Source organism: Pseudarthrobacter sp. SSS035 (assembly GCF_023273875.1).
Classification (GTDB): Bacteria; Actinomycetota; Actinomycetes; order Actinomycetales; family Micrococcaceae; genus Arthrobacter.
In genome coordinates this window covers 3,715,025-3,732,866 of record NZ_CP096882.1, presented here as the reverse complement: position 1 = coordinate 3,732,866, position 17,842 = coordinate 3,715,025, and the positions used below count along the sequence as shown (strand labels likewise).

The following is a 17,842-nucleotide window of genomic DNA, read 5'->3' as shown; positions in this document are numbered from 1 at the left end:
TGCCGGCGGCTAGTCGCCGATGGCGTCCAGGCGTGCCTGTTCGTCCATCTCGATGGCGGACTGGATGACCGGTTCCAGGTCCCCGTTCATGACCTGGTCCAGGTTGTACGCCTTGTAGCCGGTGCGGTGGTCCGCAATCCGGTTTTCCGGGTAGTTGTACGTGCGGATGCGTTCCGAACGGTCCATGGTGCGGATCTGGGATTTACGCTGGGCCGAGTTCTCGGCGTCGATGATTTCCTGCTGGTGCGCCAGGATGCGGGCGCGGAGCACGCGCATGCCTGCTTCGCGGTTCTGCAGCTGGGATTTCTCGTTCTGCATGGCCACCACGATGCCGGTGGGAAGGTGCGTGATACGGACAGCGGAGTCCGTGGTGTTCACGGACTGGCCACCGGGACCCGAGGAGCGGTAGACGTCGATCTTGAGGTCGTTTTGGTTGATGTCCAGCTCTTCTGGCTCGTCAACTTCGGGGAGGACCAGGACGCCGGCGGCGGAGGTGTGGATGCGGCCCTGGGATTCGGTGACGGGCACACGCTGCACGCGGTGGACGCCGCCTTCGAACTTGAGCCGTGCGTAGACGCCCTCGGCAGGATCGTTCGAGTTGCCTTTGACGGCCATCTGGACGTCTTTGTAGCCACCAAGATCGGATTCGTTGGCCGAGATGAGTTCAGTCTTCCAGCCGCGGGATTCCGCGTACCGGGTGTACATCCGCAGGAGGTCGCCGGCGAAGAGCGCTGCTTCGTCGCCGCCTTCGCCGCCCTTGACCTCAAGGATCACGTTGCGGGCGTCGTCGGGGTCCCGCGGGATGAGGAGCCTGCGCAGCTTTGCGGAAGCCTGCTCCAGCGCTTCCTCCAGCACGGGAACCTCGGCAGCAAACTCAGGGTCCTCCGAGGCCATTTCCTTCGCAGCGGCGAGGTCGTCCTCCAGGGCATGCCACTTGTTGTATGCCTCCACGATGCCATTGAGCTGCGCAGAACGCCGCCCCAGCTTCCGGGCCAGCCGCTGGTCTGCATAAACGGCAGGATCACCAAGCTGCGCCTGTATAGCATCATGCTCATCAAGCAGGCCCTGTACGGACTCAAACATTTCAAAACCTCTTTCGACTCTTACAAGTCTAGTTTCACGGGACTTAACGACGAACCGCCCAAAACATGCCGACCATCAGGCCGGCATGTTTTGAGCGGTGAGCGCAGCTACTTGTCGTTATCCGACTTCGCGCCAAGCGTTGTCTTCTGGACCTGCATGAGGAACTCGACGTTGCTCTGGGTCTCCCGGATCTTGTTGGTCAGCAGCTCAAGGCTCTGCTGCGTTTCGAGTCCGGAAAGGACGCGGCGCAGCTTCCACATGATCTTGACTTCCTCGGGGGAAAGCAGGTTCTCTTCGCGGCGGGTACCGGACGCGTTGACGTCCACGGCCGGGAAGATACGCTTGTCCGCCAGCTGGCGGGACAGGCGGAGCTCCATGTTGCCGGTGCCCTTGAACTCTTCGAAGATGACCTCGTCCATCTTGGAACCGGTCTCCACGAGCGCGGTTGCCAGGATGGTCAGCGAGCCACCGTTTTCGATGTTGCGGGCTGCACCGAAGAAGCGCTTCGGCGGGTACAGCGCGGCAGAGTCGACACCACCGGACAGGATACGGCCGGAGGCCGGTGCTGCCAGGTTGTAGGCGCGGCCCAGGCGGGTCATGGAGTCCAGGAGGACCACCACGTCCATGCCCATTTCCACGAGGCGCTTGGCGCGTTCGATGGAGAGCTCGGCCACCGTTGTGTGGTCATCCGCGGGACGGTCGAAGGTGGAGGCAATGACCTCACCCTTGACGGTGCGCTGCATGTCCGTCACTTCTTCGGGGCGTTCGTCAACAAGCACCATCATGAGGTGGACCTCAGGATTGTTGGTGGTGATGGCGTTGGCGATGGACTGCAGGATGAGCGTCTTGCCGGCCTTCGGCGGGGAGACGATCAGGCCGCGCTGGCCCTTGCCGATCGGGGCAACCAGGTCGATGACGCGGGGGCCGATCTTCTTGGGATCCGTCTCAAGGCGCAGGCGCTCGGACGGGTACAGCGGAACCAGCTTGGCGAACTCGACGCGGTCCTTGAGCTCTTCCGGCGTCTTTCCGTTGACGGAGGTGACGCGGACCAGGGCGTTGAACTTCTGGCGTGCGGTCTGCTGGCTGCGGTCTTCGCCTTCACGCGGTGCACGGATGGCACCGACGCAGGCGTCGCCCTTGCGCAGGTTGTACTTCTTGACCTGGGCCAGGGAGACGTAAACGTCGTTCGGGCCCGGCAGGTAACCGGAGGTGCGGATGAACGCGTAGTTCTCCAGCACGTCCAGGATGCCGGCGACGGGCAGCAGGACGTCATCCTCGGTGACCTCGACGTCGTCGACGTCCGGTCCCTGGGTGCGTCCCCGACGGCGGTCGTTGCGGTCGCGGAAGCGGTCGTTACGGGAGTTGTCCCGGCTGTCCTGGCCGCCACCGGAGCGGTCGCTCCGGTCATTGCGGTCGTTCCGGTCGCGGCGGTTGCGGCGGTTGCGGCGGCTGCCGCCGTCAGTGTCGTCGCCATCGCGGGCGTTGTCGCGGCTGTCATCGCGACGGGCGCCGTCACGCTGGCCGGCGTCACGCTGGCCAGCGTCACGGCTGCCTGCGTTGTCGCGCCCACCATCGGTGGTCTCGCGGGCAGTGGTGTCACGGGCGGTGGTGTCACGGGCCGTGGTCTCGCGGGCCGTGGTCTCGCGGGCGCCACGGGTGCGGCCGCTCTCGCGGCGGTCAGCACGCTGGCCGTCGCCGGATTCGGCGCCCTGGGTTTCCGTGCGCTGGGAATCAGCACGCTGGGTTTCGGTGCGGTCAGCCTGGCGCTGTTCAGCGGCGGGCTGCTCGGCCGGAGCCTCAGTGGCTTCTGCCTGCGTTGACGTGGCGGCCGCATCGCCGCGGCGCCTGTTCCGGGTGCGCGGCTGGCGGCGTTCGCCCTCAGCTGCTGCGCCGGCCTCAACGGGCGCTGACGCCGGAGCCTCAACGGGTGCGGCGGCCGGAGCTTCAGTGGCCGTTGCCGCGGCGGGGGCCGCAACTACTCCGTCACTGACAGCGCGGCGGCTGCGTCCACGGCCACGGGCACGGGTCCCCTCAGCGGCCGGGGCCTCCGAGGTTTCGCTGGCGGCAGCCACCGGTGCGGCAGCGGCCGGGGCTACGTGGTTTTCGGTCGCCTTCTCGGCAGCCTTGGCCGGGGCCTTGCTGGCTGACGTGCCTGCGCGATGGGCGGAAATGGCGGTCACCAGATCCCCCTTACGCATGCGGGATCCACCGGAAATCCCCAGCTGGCTGGCAAGTGCCTGCAGCTGGGCGAGCTTGAGGCCGGCGAGGCCACTGCTCTTGGCGGGTGCGGCCGTTGACGATCCGGCAGCAGAAGTTGATGGTTCCACAGCTGAAGACAGCTCAGTGGTTTCGGTCACGAAGGATCCTTCCCCCTCGACGGCGTCCAGACTGGGAGCTGGACGCGATGATTTGATCTGGGCTGCAGTTCAGATCTGCAGCCGCATTTTCGGTCTTGCCGGTTGGATTTCGGCCAGCAGGGCCGGATACTGATTCACCTCACGCACCGATTAATGGCGGGGCGCTGGGCTGACGATTCAGGGGCAGACAATTCAGCTGCAGATTCCTGCGACAGACCAAGCAGGCGGCACCGGAAAATATTGCGCAGTAGGAGATCACTAACAACTGAATGCAGCTGCCGATCAGATAGGCGGAATTACCGCCGGTGCAAGTCCACCTTAGCACCTTCGACGTCCACTGCCAGCTTTAGCACGCGCCAGCCGATGCCCGGCGTGTTCGCCTCTGTAAAGGACTCAATAAACCCAAGGACCTCGGCGGCATCGGCTTCACCATCGGCGAGAACCAGGACCGTAGGCCCGGCACCCGAAACCACGGCCGCGTGGCCCGCGTTGCGCAGTGCCCTGATGAGGGCCGCGCTGGGCCTCATCGCCTCGGCCCGGTAGCTCTGGTGCAGGTAATCCTCGGTGCCGGCGTGCAGAAACTCGGGCTTCTGGGTCAGCGCATGGATCAGCAGCGCAGCCCGTCCGGAGTTCATGGCCGCGGCATGGTGGCCCACAGACGCCGGCAGCAGGGCGCGCGCGGCCTCGGTGGACAATTCAAAATCGGGGACGGCAACGATGGGAATCACGGAACCGGCCACGGTAGCGCACGTGCTGCTGTACCGGTCACTGTCCTGCCATGACAGCGCCAGTCCGCCGAAAATCGCGGGCGCGACGTTGTCCGGATGGCCTTCCATCTCGCTGGTCAACTGCAGGATCCAGTCCCGCCCGCGACGCGCCGCTTCGGGCAGCATGGCATTGGCGGCCGAGACGGCCGCCACAACTGCCGACGCCGATGATCCCAGGCCCCGGCCATGGGGGTTGACGTTCGTCGCCGTGATCCTGAGGCCCCCGTGCCGGTAACCAAGCCGGGCAAAGGCAGCCTCCATCGCCCTGACCACCAGGTGGCTGGCGTCCTGCGGCAGCGTGTCCGCCCCCTCGCCGCTGAGCTCGAAGATGAGCTCAGCGGATTCGAGGCTTTCCACCGTCAGGGTGTCGTGCAGTGCCAGGGCGAGGCCCAGGCTGTCGTAACCCGGTCCGAGGTTGGCGCTGGTGGCCGGGACCCTGACAGTGACGCGCTGGCCTGCTTCGATGACGGGCAGGTCAACGGCGGTGGGCGAGGTGGTTTCCAAGGCTACTTTTCTTCCAGTCCCAGTTCAGCTGCGACCGTCACGACGTCGTTCGAGACCTTGACCGGCTGCACTTCACTGCCGTCCTCGGTCCGGAGGGCCCACTGGGGGTCCTTGAGGCCGTGGCCGGTCACGGTGATGACGATGGTCTTGCCGGTCGGAACTTCACCGGCGGCGTGCTTCTTGAGCAAGCCAGCCACACCGGCGGCGGAGCCGGGCTCCACAAAAACGCCTTCGCGGGCGGACAGCCAGCGGTGGGCATCCAGGATCTGTTCGTCAGTCACGGCGTCGATGAATCCGCCGGACTCGTCACGGGCCGCGATGGCACCGTCCCAGGACGCCGGGTTGCCGATCCGGATGGCAGTGGCGATGGTGTCCGGCTCCGTGATGGGATGCCCCGCCACGAACGGTGCCGCGCCGGCGGCCTGGAAGCCCCACATCTGGGGGGTCTTGGTGGACACAGCGGGCAAGGTTCCGGCCGTGTCGGATTCGAACGGGGCCGAGTACTCCTTGTAGCCCTTCCAGTACGCCGTGATGTTGCCGGCGTTGCCTACGGGCAGGACGTGGATGTCCGGAGCATCGCCGAGCGAATCAACAATCTCAAACGCGCCCGTCTTCTGGCCCTGGATGCGGGCCGGGTTCACGGAGTTGACCAGGAACACCGGGTAGGACTCCCCCAGCTTCCGTGCAATGTCCAGGCAGTTATCGAAGTTGCCGTCTACCTGGAGCAGCGTGGCGCCGTGCGCGATGGCCTGGCTCAGCTTGCCCATGGAGATCTTGCCTTCGGGGACCAGCACGGCGCATTTCAGTCCCGCTGCGGTGGCGTAGGCCGCGGCGGAGGCTGAAGTGTTGCCGGTTGACGCGCACACCACGGCCTTGGCGCCGGACGCGACGGCGGCGGTCATGGCCATGGTCATACCACGGTCCTTGAACGAACCGGTGGGGTTCATCCCCTCGACCTTCAGGTACACCGTGGAACCGGTGAGCTCGGAGAGCTTCTGCGCGTGGACCAGCGGAGTGCCGCCTTCGCCCAGCGTGATGACCCTGGTGGATTCCGTTACGGGCAGCCGGTCAGCGTATTCGCGGATAACGCCGCGCCATTGGTGAGCCACTTAGACTCCTTCTACCCGCAGAACGGATGTCACTGAATTGATGACGTCCAGGCCCTTGACGGCCTCGACGGTTGCTGCGAGGGCAGCCTCTGATGCGCGGTGGGTAACGATCCGCAGTTCGGCAGACTCCACGTTGGACTCTGCGTCCCGGTGGATGGTCTGCCGCATGATTTCGATGGACACACCGTGCTCCGCAAAGAGCTGGGCGATCCTGGCCAGAACGCCGGGCTGGTCAGCGACGTCCAGGCCGATGTAGTAGCTGGTGATGGCTGAGTCGATGGGCAGGGCCGGGACGTGGCCGGTGGTGGTCTCCGTGCGGCCGGGTCCGCCCAGCACAATGCGGCGGGCGGCTGAGACAAGGTCACCCAGCACGGCGGACGCCGTCGGAGTTCCGCCGGCACCCTGGCCGTAGAACATCAGCTCGCCGGCGTTTTCCGCCTCGATGAAGACTGCGTTGAACGCGCCGCGGACGGCGGCCAGCGGGTGCTCGCGAGGCAGCAGCGTGGGGTGCACCCGCACGGAAACGCCTTCGCCGCCGTCGGCATCCGTGAGCTTTTCGGCGATGGCCAGCAGTTTGATGACAAATCCGGCGTCCTTGGCAGCGGCGATGTCCGCCGCGCTGACGGACGTGATGCCTTCACAGTGGACGTTCTCCAGGGCGAAGCGGGTGTGGAAGGACAGCGACGCGAGAATGGCGGCCTTGGAGGCGGCGTCGTGGCCTTCGACGTCGGCGGTGGGGTCAGCTTCGGCGTAGCCAAGGCGCTGGGCCTCGGCGAGGGCGTCAGCGAACTGCGCGCCGGTGGAGTCCATCTGGTCCAGGATGAAGTTGGTGGTGCCGTTGACGATGCCCAGCACGCGGGTGATGCGGTCTCCGGCCAGGCTGTCCCGGATGGGGCGCAGGATGGGGATGGCACCGGCGACGGCGGCCTCGTAGGACAGCTGCACGCCGGCCTTGTCGGCCTCTTCGTAGAGGGTGGGGCCGTCCTGGGCGAGCAGGGCCTTGTTGCCGGTGACAACACAGGCGCCATTGCGCAGCGCGGAGAGGATCAGCGTACGGGCAGGCTCGATCCCACCCATAAGCTCGATCACCAGGTCGGCGTCCTTGACCAGGGTGTCGGCGTCGGTGGTGAAGAGGTCCTGCGGCAGGTCCACATCCCGCTTGGCATTGACGTTGCGCACCGCGATGCCGCTGAGCTGCAGGCGGGCCCCGGTACGGGCGGCAAGGGCGTCGGCGTCCTCAATGAGAATCCGCGCAACCTGGGCCCCAACGTTGCCACAGCCCAGCAGGGCCACTTTCAGGGTTCGCAATTCAGTCATTCGGCACTCCCATGTCGCGGTTAAGCAGATCTTCTTCGGTTTCCCCGCGGACAATCAGCCGGGCAGATCCGCCGCGCACCGCGACAACGCCCGGCCGGGCCAGATAGTTGTAGTTGCTTGACAGGGCCCAGCAGTAGGCGCCGGTCCCCGGTACAGCAAGCAGATCACCGGCTGCCACGTCCTCGGGCAGATATACATCTCTAACAACTATGTCGCCGCTCTCGCAATGTTTGCCCACCACGCGGGACAGCTGCGGGGACGCCGCGGACGTGCGGGAGGCCAGAATCGCCGAATAATCCGCGTCGTAGAGCACCGGGCGGGCGTTATCGCTCATGCCGCCGTCCACTGACACATAGCGGCGCGGATGCGTAACGTTCTCCTTGGCCTCTGAATCCCCCGGCGCGTCGACGCGGACAGTTTTCAGGGTACCCACCTCGTACAACGTGAAGGTGGTGCTGCCCACGATCGCGCGTCCGGGTTCGATCGAAATCCGGGGGGCGGTGATGCCCAGCTCAGCACACGTGGAACGCACGACGGCGGCCATCGCCTGCGCGACGTCAGCTGCGGGGCGCGGGGTGTCCACCGGGGTATAGGCAATGCCGTAGCCGCCGCCGAGGTCCAGCTCGGGCATCACGATGGAGTACTTTTCCTGCATGGCGGCGTGGAAGCGCAGGAGCTTCTGCGCGGCGAGTTCAAAGCCGTCCGGCTCGAAGATCTGCGAGCCGATGTGGCAGTGGAGGCCCAGCAGTTCGATGCTGGCGTATTCCGTGGCCGCAGCCACGGCCTCCTCCGCTGCTGACAGTCCGGCCTGCTCGGTGGTATCCCCGGCCATGGAGAGGCCGAACTTCTGGTCCTCGTGGGCGGTGGCGATGAACTCGTGGGTGTGCGCGTGGACGCCGGGAGTCAGGCGCAGCATAACGTTGGCAATTTCGCCGCGGTCCGAGGCGATTTTGGCAACGCGGTCCAGCTCATCGAGGCTGTCCACCACGATTCTTCCCAGCTTCATATCCAACGCGCGGTTGATCTCGGCGTCGGATTTGTTGTTGCCGTGCAGGCCCAGGTTTTCGCCCTTGATGCCGGCCCGGGCCGCCACCGCGAGCTCGCCGCCGGAACACGTGTCCAGCCGGAGTCCTTCGTCTGCCACCCAGGCGGCTACGGCGGTGCACAGGAAGGACTTGCCCGCGTAGTAGACGTCCACTCCCCCGCAGATGTCGGCAAACGCGGCATCAAAGGCGTCCTTGAAGGAACGTGCGCGGGCCCGGAAGTCTGTCTCGCTCATCACAAAGAGCGGCGTGCCGAACTGCGCCTTGAGTTCGCTGACGGCGATGCCATCGATGGCGAGCTCACCGGCGTCGTTCTTCCGCACATCCTGCGCCCACATGGGTTCGTGGAGCGCATTCAGGTCCGAGGGAACGGCGAGCCACTCGGGTGCCAGCGGGGATGGGCTGTTGGTGTCGTGTGCTGAGTCCAGTGCTGAAATTTCCTGTGCCGACATCAGTTTCACATCCGTTCCGGCGCGGATACGCCCAGCAGGTCCAGGCCGTTGGCCAGCACCTGGCTGGTGGCGTCGTTCAGCCACAGGCGCGTGCGGTTAACGTCGGTCACCGGTTCGTCACCCATGGGTGCGATGCGGCAGGCGTCGTACCAGCGGTGGTAGGCGCCGGCGATGACCTCAAGATGGCGGGCCACGCGGTGCGGCTCACGCAGTTCCGCGGCCTTGGCCACGATGGACGGGTAGCTGCCAAGGTAGGAGAGCAATTCGTTTTCTGTGGCATGGTCCAGCAGGGAGGCCTCGAACGCGCTGCGGTCCACGCCTGCAGCCACGGCGTTGCGGGCCGCGCCGCGGGTACGCGCATGGGCGTACTGGACGTAGAAGACCGGGTTCTCGTTGCTGTGCTTCTTCAGCAGGTCGGGATCCAGGGTGAGCGGGGAATCCGCCGGGAAGCGGGCCAGGGAGTACCGCACGGCGTCCTTGCCCAGCCAGTCGATAAGGTCCTTGAGCTCGATGATGTTGCCGGCACGCTTGGACAGCTTGGCGCCGTTAACAGACACCAACTGGCCGATCAGCACCTCGATGTTCACCTCGGGATCATCGCCTGCACAGGCCGCAATGGCCTTGAGGCGGTTGATGTAACCATGGTGGTCCGCGCCCAGGAGGTAGATCTTTTCGGTAAAGCCGCGGTCCTTCTTGGAGAGGTAGTACGCGGCGTCCGCGGCAAAGTAGGTGGGTTCGCCGTTCGCGCGGATCATCACGCGGTCCTTGTCGTCCCCGAAGTCGGTGGTGCGCAACCAGACCGCACCGCCGTCGTCGAACACGTGGCCCTGCTCGCGAAGGCGGGCGACGGCACTTTCGATGTGGCCGGCGTCGTGCAGTTCCTGTTCTGAGAAGTAGACGTCAAACGCAACGCCAAAATCGGCAAGGGTGTCCTTGATGTCCTTCATCTGGGCCTTGTAGGCGGCGGCGCGGATGACAGGAAGTGCGGCGACCTCGGTGAGTTCCCGGATGTCGGGGTGCTGGGTGAGGACGTCGTGGCCGAGGTCGGCGATGTACTGGCCCGGGTAGCCGCCGTCCGGCACCGGAAGTCCATGCAGCCGTGAGTAAACAGAGTTCGCGAACACGTTCATCTGCGAACCGGCGTCGTTGATGTAGTACTCGGCGGTGACCTCCGCGCCCGAAGCACGGAGCACACGTGCGATGGCATCGCCCAAGGCTGCCCAGCGGGTGTGGCCGATGTGCAGCGGACCGGTGGGGTTCGCCGACACAAATTCCATGTTCACCACGTGGCCGGCGAGCGTGGTCGTGGTGCCGTAGTCACGTCCGGCTTCCACGATGGCCTTCGCCAGGGCACCCGCAGCGGCGGCGTCCACGGTGATGTTCAGGAAGCCGGGGCCGGCGATATCCACGGCTGCGACGCCGTTGATGGACTTCAGCCGGGCGCTCAGGATGGTGGCGAATTCGCGCGGGTTGGTGCCGGCCTGCTTGGACAGCTGGAGGGCTATGCTGGTGGCCCAATCGCCGTGCTCCCGGTTCTTCGGTCGCTCCACGCGCACCTCATCAGGGACAGCTGATGCGGAAAGCGCGATTTCGCCAGCGGCGACGGCGTCTTTCAGGCAGGCGGATATGGCGAGGGAGAGTTCTTCGGGAGTCACCCCTCTAGCCTACCGGGGGCCGCCACTGGGACGAATTTGGGGGTCGTGCGTGACTGGTTCCGAACTACTTTTCTCACAGCGGACGCAATGCTGATTCACAGGGTGAACCATTACGCTGAATCCGACGTTGAGTACAGCGTAAGCACCCAGCCCACGAAACGAGCCCCATCATGAGACCGTCAGTCCGCAAGAGTGTTTTCGTCGGCATCGCCGGCCTGTCCCTCGCTGGAACGGTGGCCGGCTGCGCGCCCTCGGCCACGCCCGCGGCGCCCGCTGCGACTTCCGACAGCACGTCCGGCGCCACCACGGCCCCTTCCGGCACGGCATCATCGCCGGCCAGCAGCGCCTCCCTCTACCAGGACGGCACCTACAGCGCTGACGGCACCTATGTTTCCCCCAACGGGACCGAAACCGTGGGGGTTGAGCTGACGCTCGCCGCGGGCACGGTCACGGCCGTGAACATCACCCAGCACCCCTCGAACCCCAACACCCGGAAATTCCAGGGCGAATTCGCGGGCGGGATCGCAGCGCAGGTTGTGGGTAAGAGCATCGACGAACTCAACGTCTCCAAGGTGGCAGGATCCTCGCTCACCAGCGGCGGCTTCAACCAGGCCCTGGACAAGATCAAGGCCGAGGCCCAGTAGGCCGTGCCGGACCCGGAGGACTTTCGCTTCGACGGGATCGGAACCCGTTGGGAAATCTCCACCCCCCGTCCGCTTGACGCCAGCGTCCGTGCCCGGCTGCTCGCCTTGGTGGAGCGGTACGACGGCGGCTGGTCCCGGTTTAGGTCCGATTCGACCGTCGGTGCCATGGCCCGCCAGCCCGGGCGGTATGAGCTGCCGCCGGAAGCGGCGGACCTTGGCCGGCTGTACCGCACGCTGTATGAGGTCACCGGCGGTGCAATGACGCCGCTGATCGGCGGCAGCCTGGAGCGCCTCGGGTACGACGCCGCCTATTCCCTGCGGCCGGCAGGGAACGCGCTTCCGGCACCCCGCTGGGAGGACGTCCTGACGTGGGACGGCAACGTGCTGACCACCACCGCTCCCCTGGTCCTGGACATCGGTGCCGCCGGTAAGGGGCAGCTGGTGGACCTTCTCGCTATTGAGCTCCGCTCCTGCGGCGTGGACTCCTTCGTGATTGATGCCAGCGGCGACCTGCTGCACCGCGGGCCTGATCCGGTCTCCGTGGCGTTGGAGCACCCGTACGATCCGGCGAGGGCCATCGGGACCGTGCCGCTGGCAGGCGGCGCATTGTGCGCGTCAGCCTCAAACAGACGGGCGTGGGGCGACGGCCTGCACCATGTGCTCGATGGCACAACAGGGCTGCCCGTCAGCACGGCGGTCGCCACGTGGACCATGGCAGAAAGCACCATGGTTGCCGATGCTCTGGCCACCGCCCTGTTCTTTGTCCCCGGCAAAGAGCTGGAACGGAGCTTCGACTTTTCCTGGCTGACGGTTTTTTCTGATGGAGCTGCTGCCTACTCGGCCGGATTTGAAGGGACACTGTTCTCATGAGCCCCGTTGACGCCCCCAAGGCAACTGCCGTTTTCACTGCCGGCCGGCTTGACACCCTATTGGGCAAGTACACGATGTACCGGCTGATCCTGCTGGTTCTGGCAGCCCTTGCCGCGTACAGCCTCCTGCTCAATGCCCTTGGCTGGCTCACGTTCGGCATCCCGCAGATGCTCGTCCACTTGGTGCTGTGCCTTGGCCTGACCTACGTGTCCAACCGCGGGCTGGCTGTGCTTTTCCACGTCCGCCCGCATTCCGAGTCGTCGCTGATCACCGGCCTGCTGCTGTATTTCCTCTTCTGGCCCTCCTTTATGCCCCTGGATATGGCGGGGGTGGCCCTGGCCTGCGTGCTGGCCTCCGCCTCGAAATACGCGCTGGCCTGGCGTGGCCGGCACATCTTCAACCCCGCCGCCGCCGGGGCGTTTGTCACCGGGCTGACGGGGCTGAACATCGCAACGTGGTGGGCCGCCACACCTGCCATGCTCTGGCTGCTGGTCCCTGGCGTCCTCCTGGTGCTCTACCGGACGCGTAAGTTGCTCATGGCGGCCGTCTTCCTTGTGGTTGCCACATCAATTGTGAGCGCTGAGCTGCTGCAGGCTGGGCTTACCCTGGGCAGCGCACTCTGGCAGGCCCTAGCGCAGCGGCCGCTGCTGTTCTTCGTCGGCTTTATGCTGACGGAGCCACTCACCCTCGCGCCGCGCCGCTGGCAGCAGCTCGCGCTCGCCGCACTGGTTGGTGTGGTGTTCTCGGTGCCGTACAACTTCGGCTTTATCGCCAACTCGCCGGAGCTGGCCCTCCTGGTCGGCAACCTGCTGGCGTTTCTCGTGGGCCAGCGTGGCGGGCTCAGGCTCCGGTTCGCTGGCTCCCGCCCCCTGACGCCCAGCACCACAGAGTTCGCCTTTGAACCGTCCCGGCCCGTCCGGTTTGTGCCGGGGCAGTACATGGAACTGGATCTGCCGCACGCCAAGTCTGACGGCAAAGGCCGACGCCGGGTGTTCAGTTTGACCAGCGCCCCCGGTTCGGAGACGGTGAAGTTTGGCGTCCGGACGGCGGAGCCCCTGTCCGCGGCGAAGAAAGTCCTGCTTGACCTGAAGCCTGGTGATGAGGTGGCCGCCACGTCCGTGGGCGGAGATTTTGTCCTGCCCCGCGATCCCCGGGCCCCCGTCCTTCTGATCGCCGCGGGCATCGGCATCACGCCCTATCTTGCGCATCTGGCTTCCGGCGCCGCGCAGGACCGGGACGTCATTCTCCTGCTGCTGGCGCGCAATTCTGCGGAAATTGCCTACACGGCCGAGCTGCAGGCGTCCGGGGCGCGCATCCTGGCACGCCTCGCAGACGGTTCCGTCCCGCCGTCGTTCATCACCGACACCGGGACGCTGGAATCCGGGGGCGCTGCAGCCGGCGCCCGGCTGGACGGAGATTCCCTGAAGGCCCTCGTTCCCGACATTGCCGGCCGCGCTGTCTACATCTCCGGGTCCCCTGCGAGCGTCGCTTCGTTGCGCCGCGCAGCCCATAAGGCCGGCGCGCGCCGGGTGCACGTGGACTCTTTTTCGGGCTACTGAACAGGGCCGTTTTTCCTTGCAGGCACCTTCCTGCTAAGCTCTAGGACGTCCCGCTGGCAACGGCAGGATCCCTGAATTGCCCTCGTAGCTCAGGGGATAGAGCGTCTGCCTCCGGAGCAGAAGGTCGTTGGTTCGATTCCAATCGAGGGCACATATGAAACCCCCGCCGCTTGCAAAAGCGGCGGGGTTTTTCTGCGTTCCTCCCCCACAGGCGCGCGCGGACACTTAAGCGCCACCGAACAAGCTCGAGTGGACATTTGAGGCCCTACCGAGCTTGCACCTGCGGACACCGCCGCTGTGAAAGCGACGCGGCTGTCGCACGCCGACCTTCAGACTCCGCCGCTGAGGCCGATGCTTCGCCACGCAGCCCAGCTAAGGCGGCGTGGTACTCGATGCACTTGTCGTCTGCGGCGCTGGCCAGTGTGGTGCTTCCCAGTCGGGGTGTTCGCTTTGGTAGTGGCGGCCGGTGGGTGATATCCAGCCCGGGGGCTCGTTCTTGGTAGCTGCGGTGGGTTTCCAGGCTGTGGTGTGTCTCAGTCTGTGGTGTTTGTGGCAGGGCTGGCCGAGATTGCTGATGCCGGTGGATCCTCCGTGGGCCCAGGCGAGGAGGTGGTCGGCTGCGTTGTCGAGGGAGTGGTTGCTGCAGCCGGGGAACGGGCATTTCCCGTCGCGCAGCCGTAGCCATTGGCGTTGGGCTTTCGTGAGCCGGTAGCTGGTCCGCCCGATCTCCAGCGGTGCACCGTCCCGGGGGTCGACCAGAACCCGGTGGAACGACTCGGCGCCGTCAGCGACCAGCTGGCGGGCCATGGACGGCGGGATCGGCCCGTACCCATCCAACATGGCCGATTCATCCGTGACACCCAGCAGCGACATCACAGGGACCATGATCAACACCTGCGCCCGCGGCGAGGGACCACCGCCAGCAAGACCGCTGCGCATTTCCCCGCTCCCATCACCGGTTCCGCCGAGCAACCAGGCGACGATGGTGTCAGCGCGGAGCTGGGTGAGGGTCCGGCCCTCATCCGGTCCTTGGAGGGCGCGGGCTGCGCTGGTGGTGCGGTCCCAGATCCCGGCAGCCTGATCGGCAGGGAGGTAGGCGGAGAGCCAGGCCATCCCGTCCCGGTCCGGGGCATACTCCACCCGCCGATCCGCGGCACTGCGTGCGTGGCGTTTTTCGATACTCACCGGGTGATGCCGCTCCCGCCAGGTCCGGGCTTTGTGCCGGAACCGGCCGGGGATGAGCTCACCGGCCGGGCCACGTGCCGGATTCTCGGCGGCGGGGTCCAGGAAATGCGCTTCGAGGGCTTGGGCGCCGGCAGGGTCAAGGTTCACGGTTTCGTCCACCATGATCCGGGCGTGCTGCCAGGAAATCTGCCCGGCCTGCAGCGCCGAGAACGTCAGCGGCAAGGCCGTGGACAGCGCGTGGGCTTCGGCGAGCAGGGCACCGGCACTGCGTTCACTCACCGTCAGGGCGCAAGCGACCTCAGCGACCACAGCCATCTCCTGACCGGTGTGGTCCTGCGGCGACTCGGCCGGCCCGGCCAGGGCCTCGGCAGCGGCGCTGTAGCCGGCGGCCAGCCAGACCTTCAGGGCGGCACTTTTCGCCTCCAACCGTGAGATCTCCGCCAGCCCGTCCAAGAAACCACCCGCCACCCGGCGCAACGGATCAGCCTCCCAGGATCCGGAAGATTCGGCAGCTTCACCGATCACAACAGCCAGCTCAGCGAAAGACACCGCAAGTGCCTCCGCCGTCGCCACAGCCGCTCTGCTATCCATACTCAAAGCATCCCAGCAGGGTCTGACAATAACGGCGAGGCTGAACGGCTATGTGGATAACTCCGCTCGCGTCCTTGTTGAAGTGTCGGCGGAGCCGGGATGGGGCATAAATGTCCCCTCGCGCACTGGGCCTCGACTGTCCGTTGGCGCTGGATTGAGTGCGCCTTCATCAGATTGTCGGCACCCCCTCGTAGGCTGATTCAACGAACTCGAGGGGGTAGGCCATGCACGTTCCAGCTACATTCTGTTCCATCATTCCGCCTTACATACTGCGGCGGTTGGCCCGCCTGGACGAGCCTCGGTTTTCTGCCGCCGCGCGGGCCGCCAAGGAAGCACTAAGCCACGTCCGGTCAGTCCAGTCAGCCCGCACCCAGCCGGCTCCGGCCGCTCCCCCTGCACTGCGCGACGTCCGTCCGGGCCCGCCCAACAGGAGCATCTACGATGCCGGCGGATCCGAGAACCTGCCCGGAAAGCTCGTACGCAAGGAAAGCGAACCGGCGTCCGGCGATCAGTCCGCTGATGAGGCGTACGACGGCCTTGGGCACACCCATCGCCTGTTCGCCGACATCTTCGGCCGTAACTCCATCGACGGCGAAGGCCTGCCGCTCGATGCCACGGTGCACTTTGGCAAGCTCTACGACAATGCGTTCTGGGACGGCCGCCAGATGGTCTTCGGCGACGGCGACGGCGAAGTCTTCGAACGATTTACGCGGTCGTTGAGCGTCATCGGGCACGAACTCACGCACGGCGTCACGCAGTACTCGGCGGGGCTGGCTTACCGCAACCAGGCAGGTGCCATCAACGAATCCATGTCCGACGTTTTCGGCGCGCTCGTGGAGCAGTACCTGAACAGCCAGTCCGTAACCGACGCCAGCTGGCTGATCGGCGAAGGACTTTTCACGCCCCAGGTTCAGGGTTCGGCTCTCCGATCCCTGAAGGCCCCGGGCACAGCGTACGACGACGACGTGCTGGGTAAGGACCCCCAGCCGGATTCGATGGACTCGTACGTGCGGACCAGCGCGGACAACGGCGGCGTCCACATCAACTCCGGGATCCCCAACAGGGCCTTCTACCTCACGGCGGAGACCCTGGGCGGCAATGCCTGGGAGGCGCCGGGACGGATCTGGTACGACGCACTGACGGGTGGCTCGCTGCCTGCCACCGCCACCTTCCGCGTCTTCGCGAGGTCGACGGCGGCATCCGCCGTCGACCTGTACGGCACCGATTCGCCGGAGCATGACGCCGTGCGGCAGGCGTGGGAAACTGTGAAGGTCAAGCTTTAGTTGAACGCCTGCCCGCCGCGAGCCGGCGGCCAGGCTGCAGGAAAGCCCAGGACCAGGCCATGAAGATCAGTGTGGAGCGCAGCGGCGGCATTGCAGCCCTGACCCGCGTATGGACAGTGCATGCCCAGACCGCGAGCGCCAAAAGCCAGTGGCAACCCATTGTGGAAGCATGCCCTTGGGACGCTGTACCCAAGACCGTCCGGGCCGCAGCCGCGGAGGTGCAGGACAACCAGCCGGACCGATTTATCTATTCGATCCGGGCCGGCCAGCGGCGGGCGGCGCTGCCGGAGCAGGCTGTCACAGGACCCTGGCGTGTGCTGGTGGACACCACCCGGGCGGCAGCCGAGGACAACCCCGACCGGCGGGGTCCTGTGCAGGCTTAGCTGCGTCTCCAGTCAGCCTGCTGTTACCAGTTGCCCCCGGAACGCCCGGCGGTAGGACTGCGGGCTGGTGTCCAGCACCTTGGCAAAGTGATGCCGGAGCAGGACGGGGTGGCCAAAGCCGGATTCCCGGGCAATTTCGTCGATGTTCAGGTCAGTGGATTCCAACAGCTCCTGCGCCCGGAGGACCCGCTGCGAGTTCAGCCAGGCAGCGGGTGTGGCCCCGGTTTCGGACCGGAAGCGGCGGGCGAAGGTCCTGGCTGACATGTGGACGCGGGACGCCAACTCCACGACCGTGTGCTCCTGCTCCAGGTTCTGCACCATCCAGCGCAGCAACTCTTCCATCGGTGCCGATCCACAGGCAGGCACGGGCCGGTCGATGAACTGAGCCTGGCCGCCGTCGCGGTGCGGCGGCACCACCATGTCCCGGGCAATGGCGGCTGCCACATTGGCGCCCAGCTCAACGCGCACCAGATGGAGGCAGGCATCAATTCCTGCCGCTGTTCCGGCGCTGGTGATCAGGTTGCCGTCCTGCACATAGAGCACGTTTTCATCGACCTGCACTTCCGGGTACCGGTTTGCGAGTTCGTGGGAATAGTGCCAGTGCGTGGTGCAACGCCGCCCGTTCAGCAGTCCGGCGCGGGCCAGGGCAAAGGCTCCGGAACAGATGGACATCACCCAGGCTCCACGGGCGTGCGCGGCGCGCAATGCCTCCAGCACGGATTCCGGAACGTCGTCGTCGCGTCCGAAGGGGGTCATGATCACGAGGTCCGCGTCCGCCGTTGCCTCCAATCCCAGCGAAACATTCAGGGAGAGTCCCGACTTCATCCGGACGTTACCCGGTTCGGGTGTGCAGACCCGGAAGTCGAAAGCGGGGACGTTGCTGCTGCGTCCTGATCTGTCGATGCCAAAAACCTCGCAGGCGGTGGCGAACTCGAAGACAGAGAAGTTGGGAACTACGATGACTGCCACTGATTTGAGCATGCTTCCATTATGGCAGAAATTAGAGCTTTTTGGGCATTTCTGCCACTGTTTCTTCACCG

14 protein-coding genes and 1 tRNA gene are annotated in these 17,842 nt (G+C 65.8%); 6 read left to right on the top strand and 9 right to left on the bottom strand.

Annotated features, from left to right (window positions below; all coding sequences use genetic code 11):
- Window positions 1-9: 9 nt before the first annotated feature.
- From prfA to argS, 7 genes are all read right to left on the bottom strand, one after another.
- Entirely contained in the window at window positions 10-1,083 is a 1,074-nt protein-coding gene (gene prfA, locus MUN23_RS17230; protein WP_058932004.1) for a peptide chain release factor 1, read from the bottom strand.
- 107 nt (window positions 1,084-1,190) lie between these two features.
- Entirely contained in the window at window positions 1,191-3,440 is a 2,250-nt protein-coding gene (rho, locus tag MUN23_RS17225) for a transcription termination factor Rho (RefSeq protein ID WP_248759980.1), read from the bottom strand.
- A gap of 296 nt (window positions 3,441-3,736) precedes the next feature.
- A complete protein-coding gene (thrB, locus tag MUN23_RS17220; protein ID WP_248759979.1) occupies window positions 3,737-4,711 on the bottom strand; it encodes a homoserine kinase in 975 nt (324 codons plus the stop codon).
- A gap of 2 nt (window positions 4,712-4,713) precedes the next feature.
- The gene (gene thrC, locus MUN23_RS17215) at window positions 4,714-5,820 is read right to left on the bottom strand and encodes a threonine synthase (protein WP_141140976.1); all 1,107 of its coding nucleotides are present in this window, start codon (window positions 5,818-5,820) and stop codon (window positions 4,714-4,716) included.
- Window positions 5,821-7,137, bottom strand: a complete 1,317-nt coding sequence (locus tag MUN23_RS17210) for a homoserine dehydrogenase (RefSeq protein WP_248759978.1) — start codon at window positions 7,135-7,137, stop codon at window positions 5,821-5,823.
- Complete coding sequence (gene lysA / locus MUN23_RS17205; protein WP_248759977.1) at window positions 7,130-8,632, bottom strand: diaminopimelate decarboxylase; 1,503 nt, start codon at window positions 8,630-8,632, stop codon at window positions 7,130-7,132. Before lysA ends, MUN23_RS17210 begins: the two co-directional genes overlap by 8 nt.
- A 5-nt stretch (window positions 8,633-8,637) precedes the next feature.
- Complete coding sequence (gene argS / locus MUN23_RS17200) at window positions 8,638-10,287, bottom strand: arginine--tRNA ligase (protein ID WP_248759976.1); 1,650 nt, start codon at window positions 10,285-10,287, stop codon at window positions 8,638-8,640.
- A 170-nt stretch (window positions 10,288-10,457) separates the two neighbouring features.
- Here argS and MUN23_RS17195 point away from each other — a divergent pair, with 170 nt between their 5' ends.
- The 4 genes from MUN23_RS17195 (at window position 10,458) to MUN23_RS17180 (ending at window position 13,511) form a co-directional block, all read left to right on the top strand.
- Entirely contained in the window at window positions 10,458-10,931 is a 474-nt protein-coding gene (locus MUN23_RS17195; RefSeq protein ID WP_248759975.1) for a hypothetical protein, read from the top strand.
- A gap of 3 nt (window positions 10,932-10,934) precedes the next feature.
- Window positions 10,935-11,801, top strand: a complete 867-nt coding sequence (locus MUN23_RS17190) for an FAD:protein FMN transferase (RefSeq protein WP_248759973.1) — start codon at window positions 10,935-10,937, stop codon at window positions 11,799-11,801.
- Window positions 11,798-13,360, top strand: coding sequence for a ferredoxin--NADP reductase (locus MUN23_RS17185; protein ID WP_248759971.1), 1,563 nt, complete (start codon window positions 11,798-11,800; stop codon window positions 13,358-13,360). Before MUN23_RS17190 ends, MUN23_RS17185 begins: the two co-directional genes overlap by 4 nt.
- A gap of 78 nt (window positions 13,361-13,438) precedes the next feature.
- A tRNA-Arg gene (locus MUN23_RS17180) sits at window positions 13,439-13,511 on the top strand.
- A 221-nt stretch (window positions 13,512-13,732) separates the two neighbouring features.
- Here MUN23_RS17180 and MUN23_RS17175 read toward each other — a convergent pair.
- The gene (locus MUN23_RS17175) at window positions 13,733-15,136 is read right to left on the bottom strand and encodes an HNH endonuclease signature motif containing protein (RefSeq protein ID WP_248759969.1); all 1,404 of its coding nucleotides are present in this window, start codon (window positions 15,134-15,136) and stop codon (window positions 13,733-13,735) included.
- 224 nt (window positions 15,137-15,360) lie between these two features.
- Here MUN23_RS17175 and MUN23_RS17170 point away from each other — a divergent pair, with 224 nt between their 5' ends.
- A complete protein-coding gene (locus MUN23_RS17170) occupies window positions 15,361-16,419 on the top strand; it encodes a M4 family metallopeptidase (protein WP_248759967.1) in 1,059 nt (352 codons plus the stop codon).
- 59 nt (window positions 16,420-16,478) lie between these two features.
- Window positions 16,479-16,802 (top strand): protealysin inhibitor emfourin, encoded by a 324-nt coding sequence (locus MUN23_RS17165; protein ID WP_248759966.1) that lies wholly within the window; start codon window positions 16,479-16,481, stop codon window positions 16,800-16,802.
- A gap of 12 nt (window positions 16,803-16,814) precedes the next feature.
- On the opposite strand, the gene MUN23_RS17160 is transcribed toward MUN23_RS17165, so the two are convergent.
- Window positions 16,815-17,783, bottom strand: coding sequence for a GlxA family transcriptional regulator (locus tag MUN23_RS17160; protein WP_248759964.1), 969 nt, complete (start codon window positions 17,781-17,783; stop codon window positions 16,815-16,817).
- Between the last annotated feature and the right edge of the window lie 59 nt (window positions 17,784-17,842).

Coding starts and splice junctions, on each gene's coding strand:
- MUN23_RS17160 (WP_248759964.1), bottom strand. CDS start 17,783: ATGCTCAAATCAGTGGCAGTCATCGTAGTTCCCAACTTCTCTGTCTTC.
- MUN23_RS17210 (WP_248759978.1), bottom strand. CDS start 7,137: ATGACTGAATTGCGAACCCTGAAAGTGGCCCTGCTGGGCTGTGGCAAC.
- MUN23_RS17165 (WP_248759966.1), top strand. CDS start 16,479: ATGAAGATCAGTGTGGAGCGCAGCGGCGGCATTGCAGCCCTGACCCGC.
- lysA (WP_248759977.1), bottom strand. CDS start 8,632: ATGTCGGCACAGGAAATTTCAGCACTGGACTCAGCACACGACACCAAC.
- MUN23_RS17195 (WP_248759975.1), top strand. CDS start 10,458: ATGAGACCGTCAGTCCGCAAGAGTGTTTTCGTCGGCATCGCCGGCCTG.
- MUN23_RS17185 (WP_248759971.1), top strand. CDS start 11,798: ATGAGCCCCGTTGACGCCCCCAAGGCAACTGCCGTTTTCACTGCCGGC.
- MUN23_RS17175 (WP_248759969.1), bottom strand. CDS start 15,136: ATGGATAGCAGAGCGGCTGTGGCGACGGCGGAGGCACTTGCGGTGTCT.
- prfA (WP_058932004.1), bottom strand. CDS start 1,083: ATGTTTGAGTCCGTACAGGGCCTGCTTGATGAGCATGATGCTATACAG.
- MUN23_RS17170 (WP_248759967.1), top strand. CDS start 15,361: ATGCACGTTCCAGCTACATTCTGTTCCATCATTCCGCCTTACATACTG.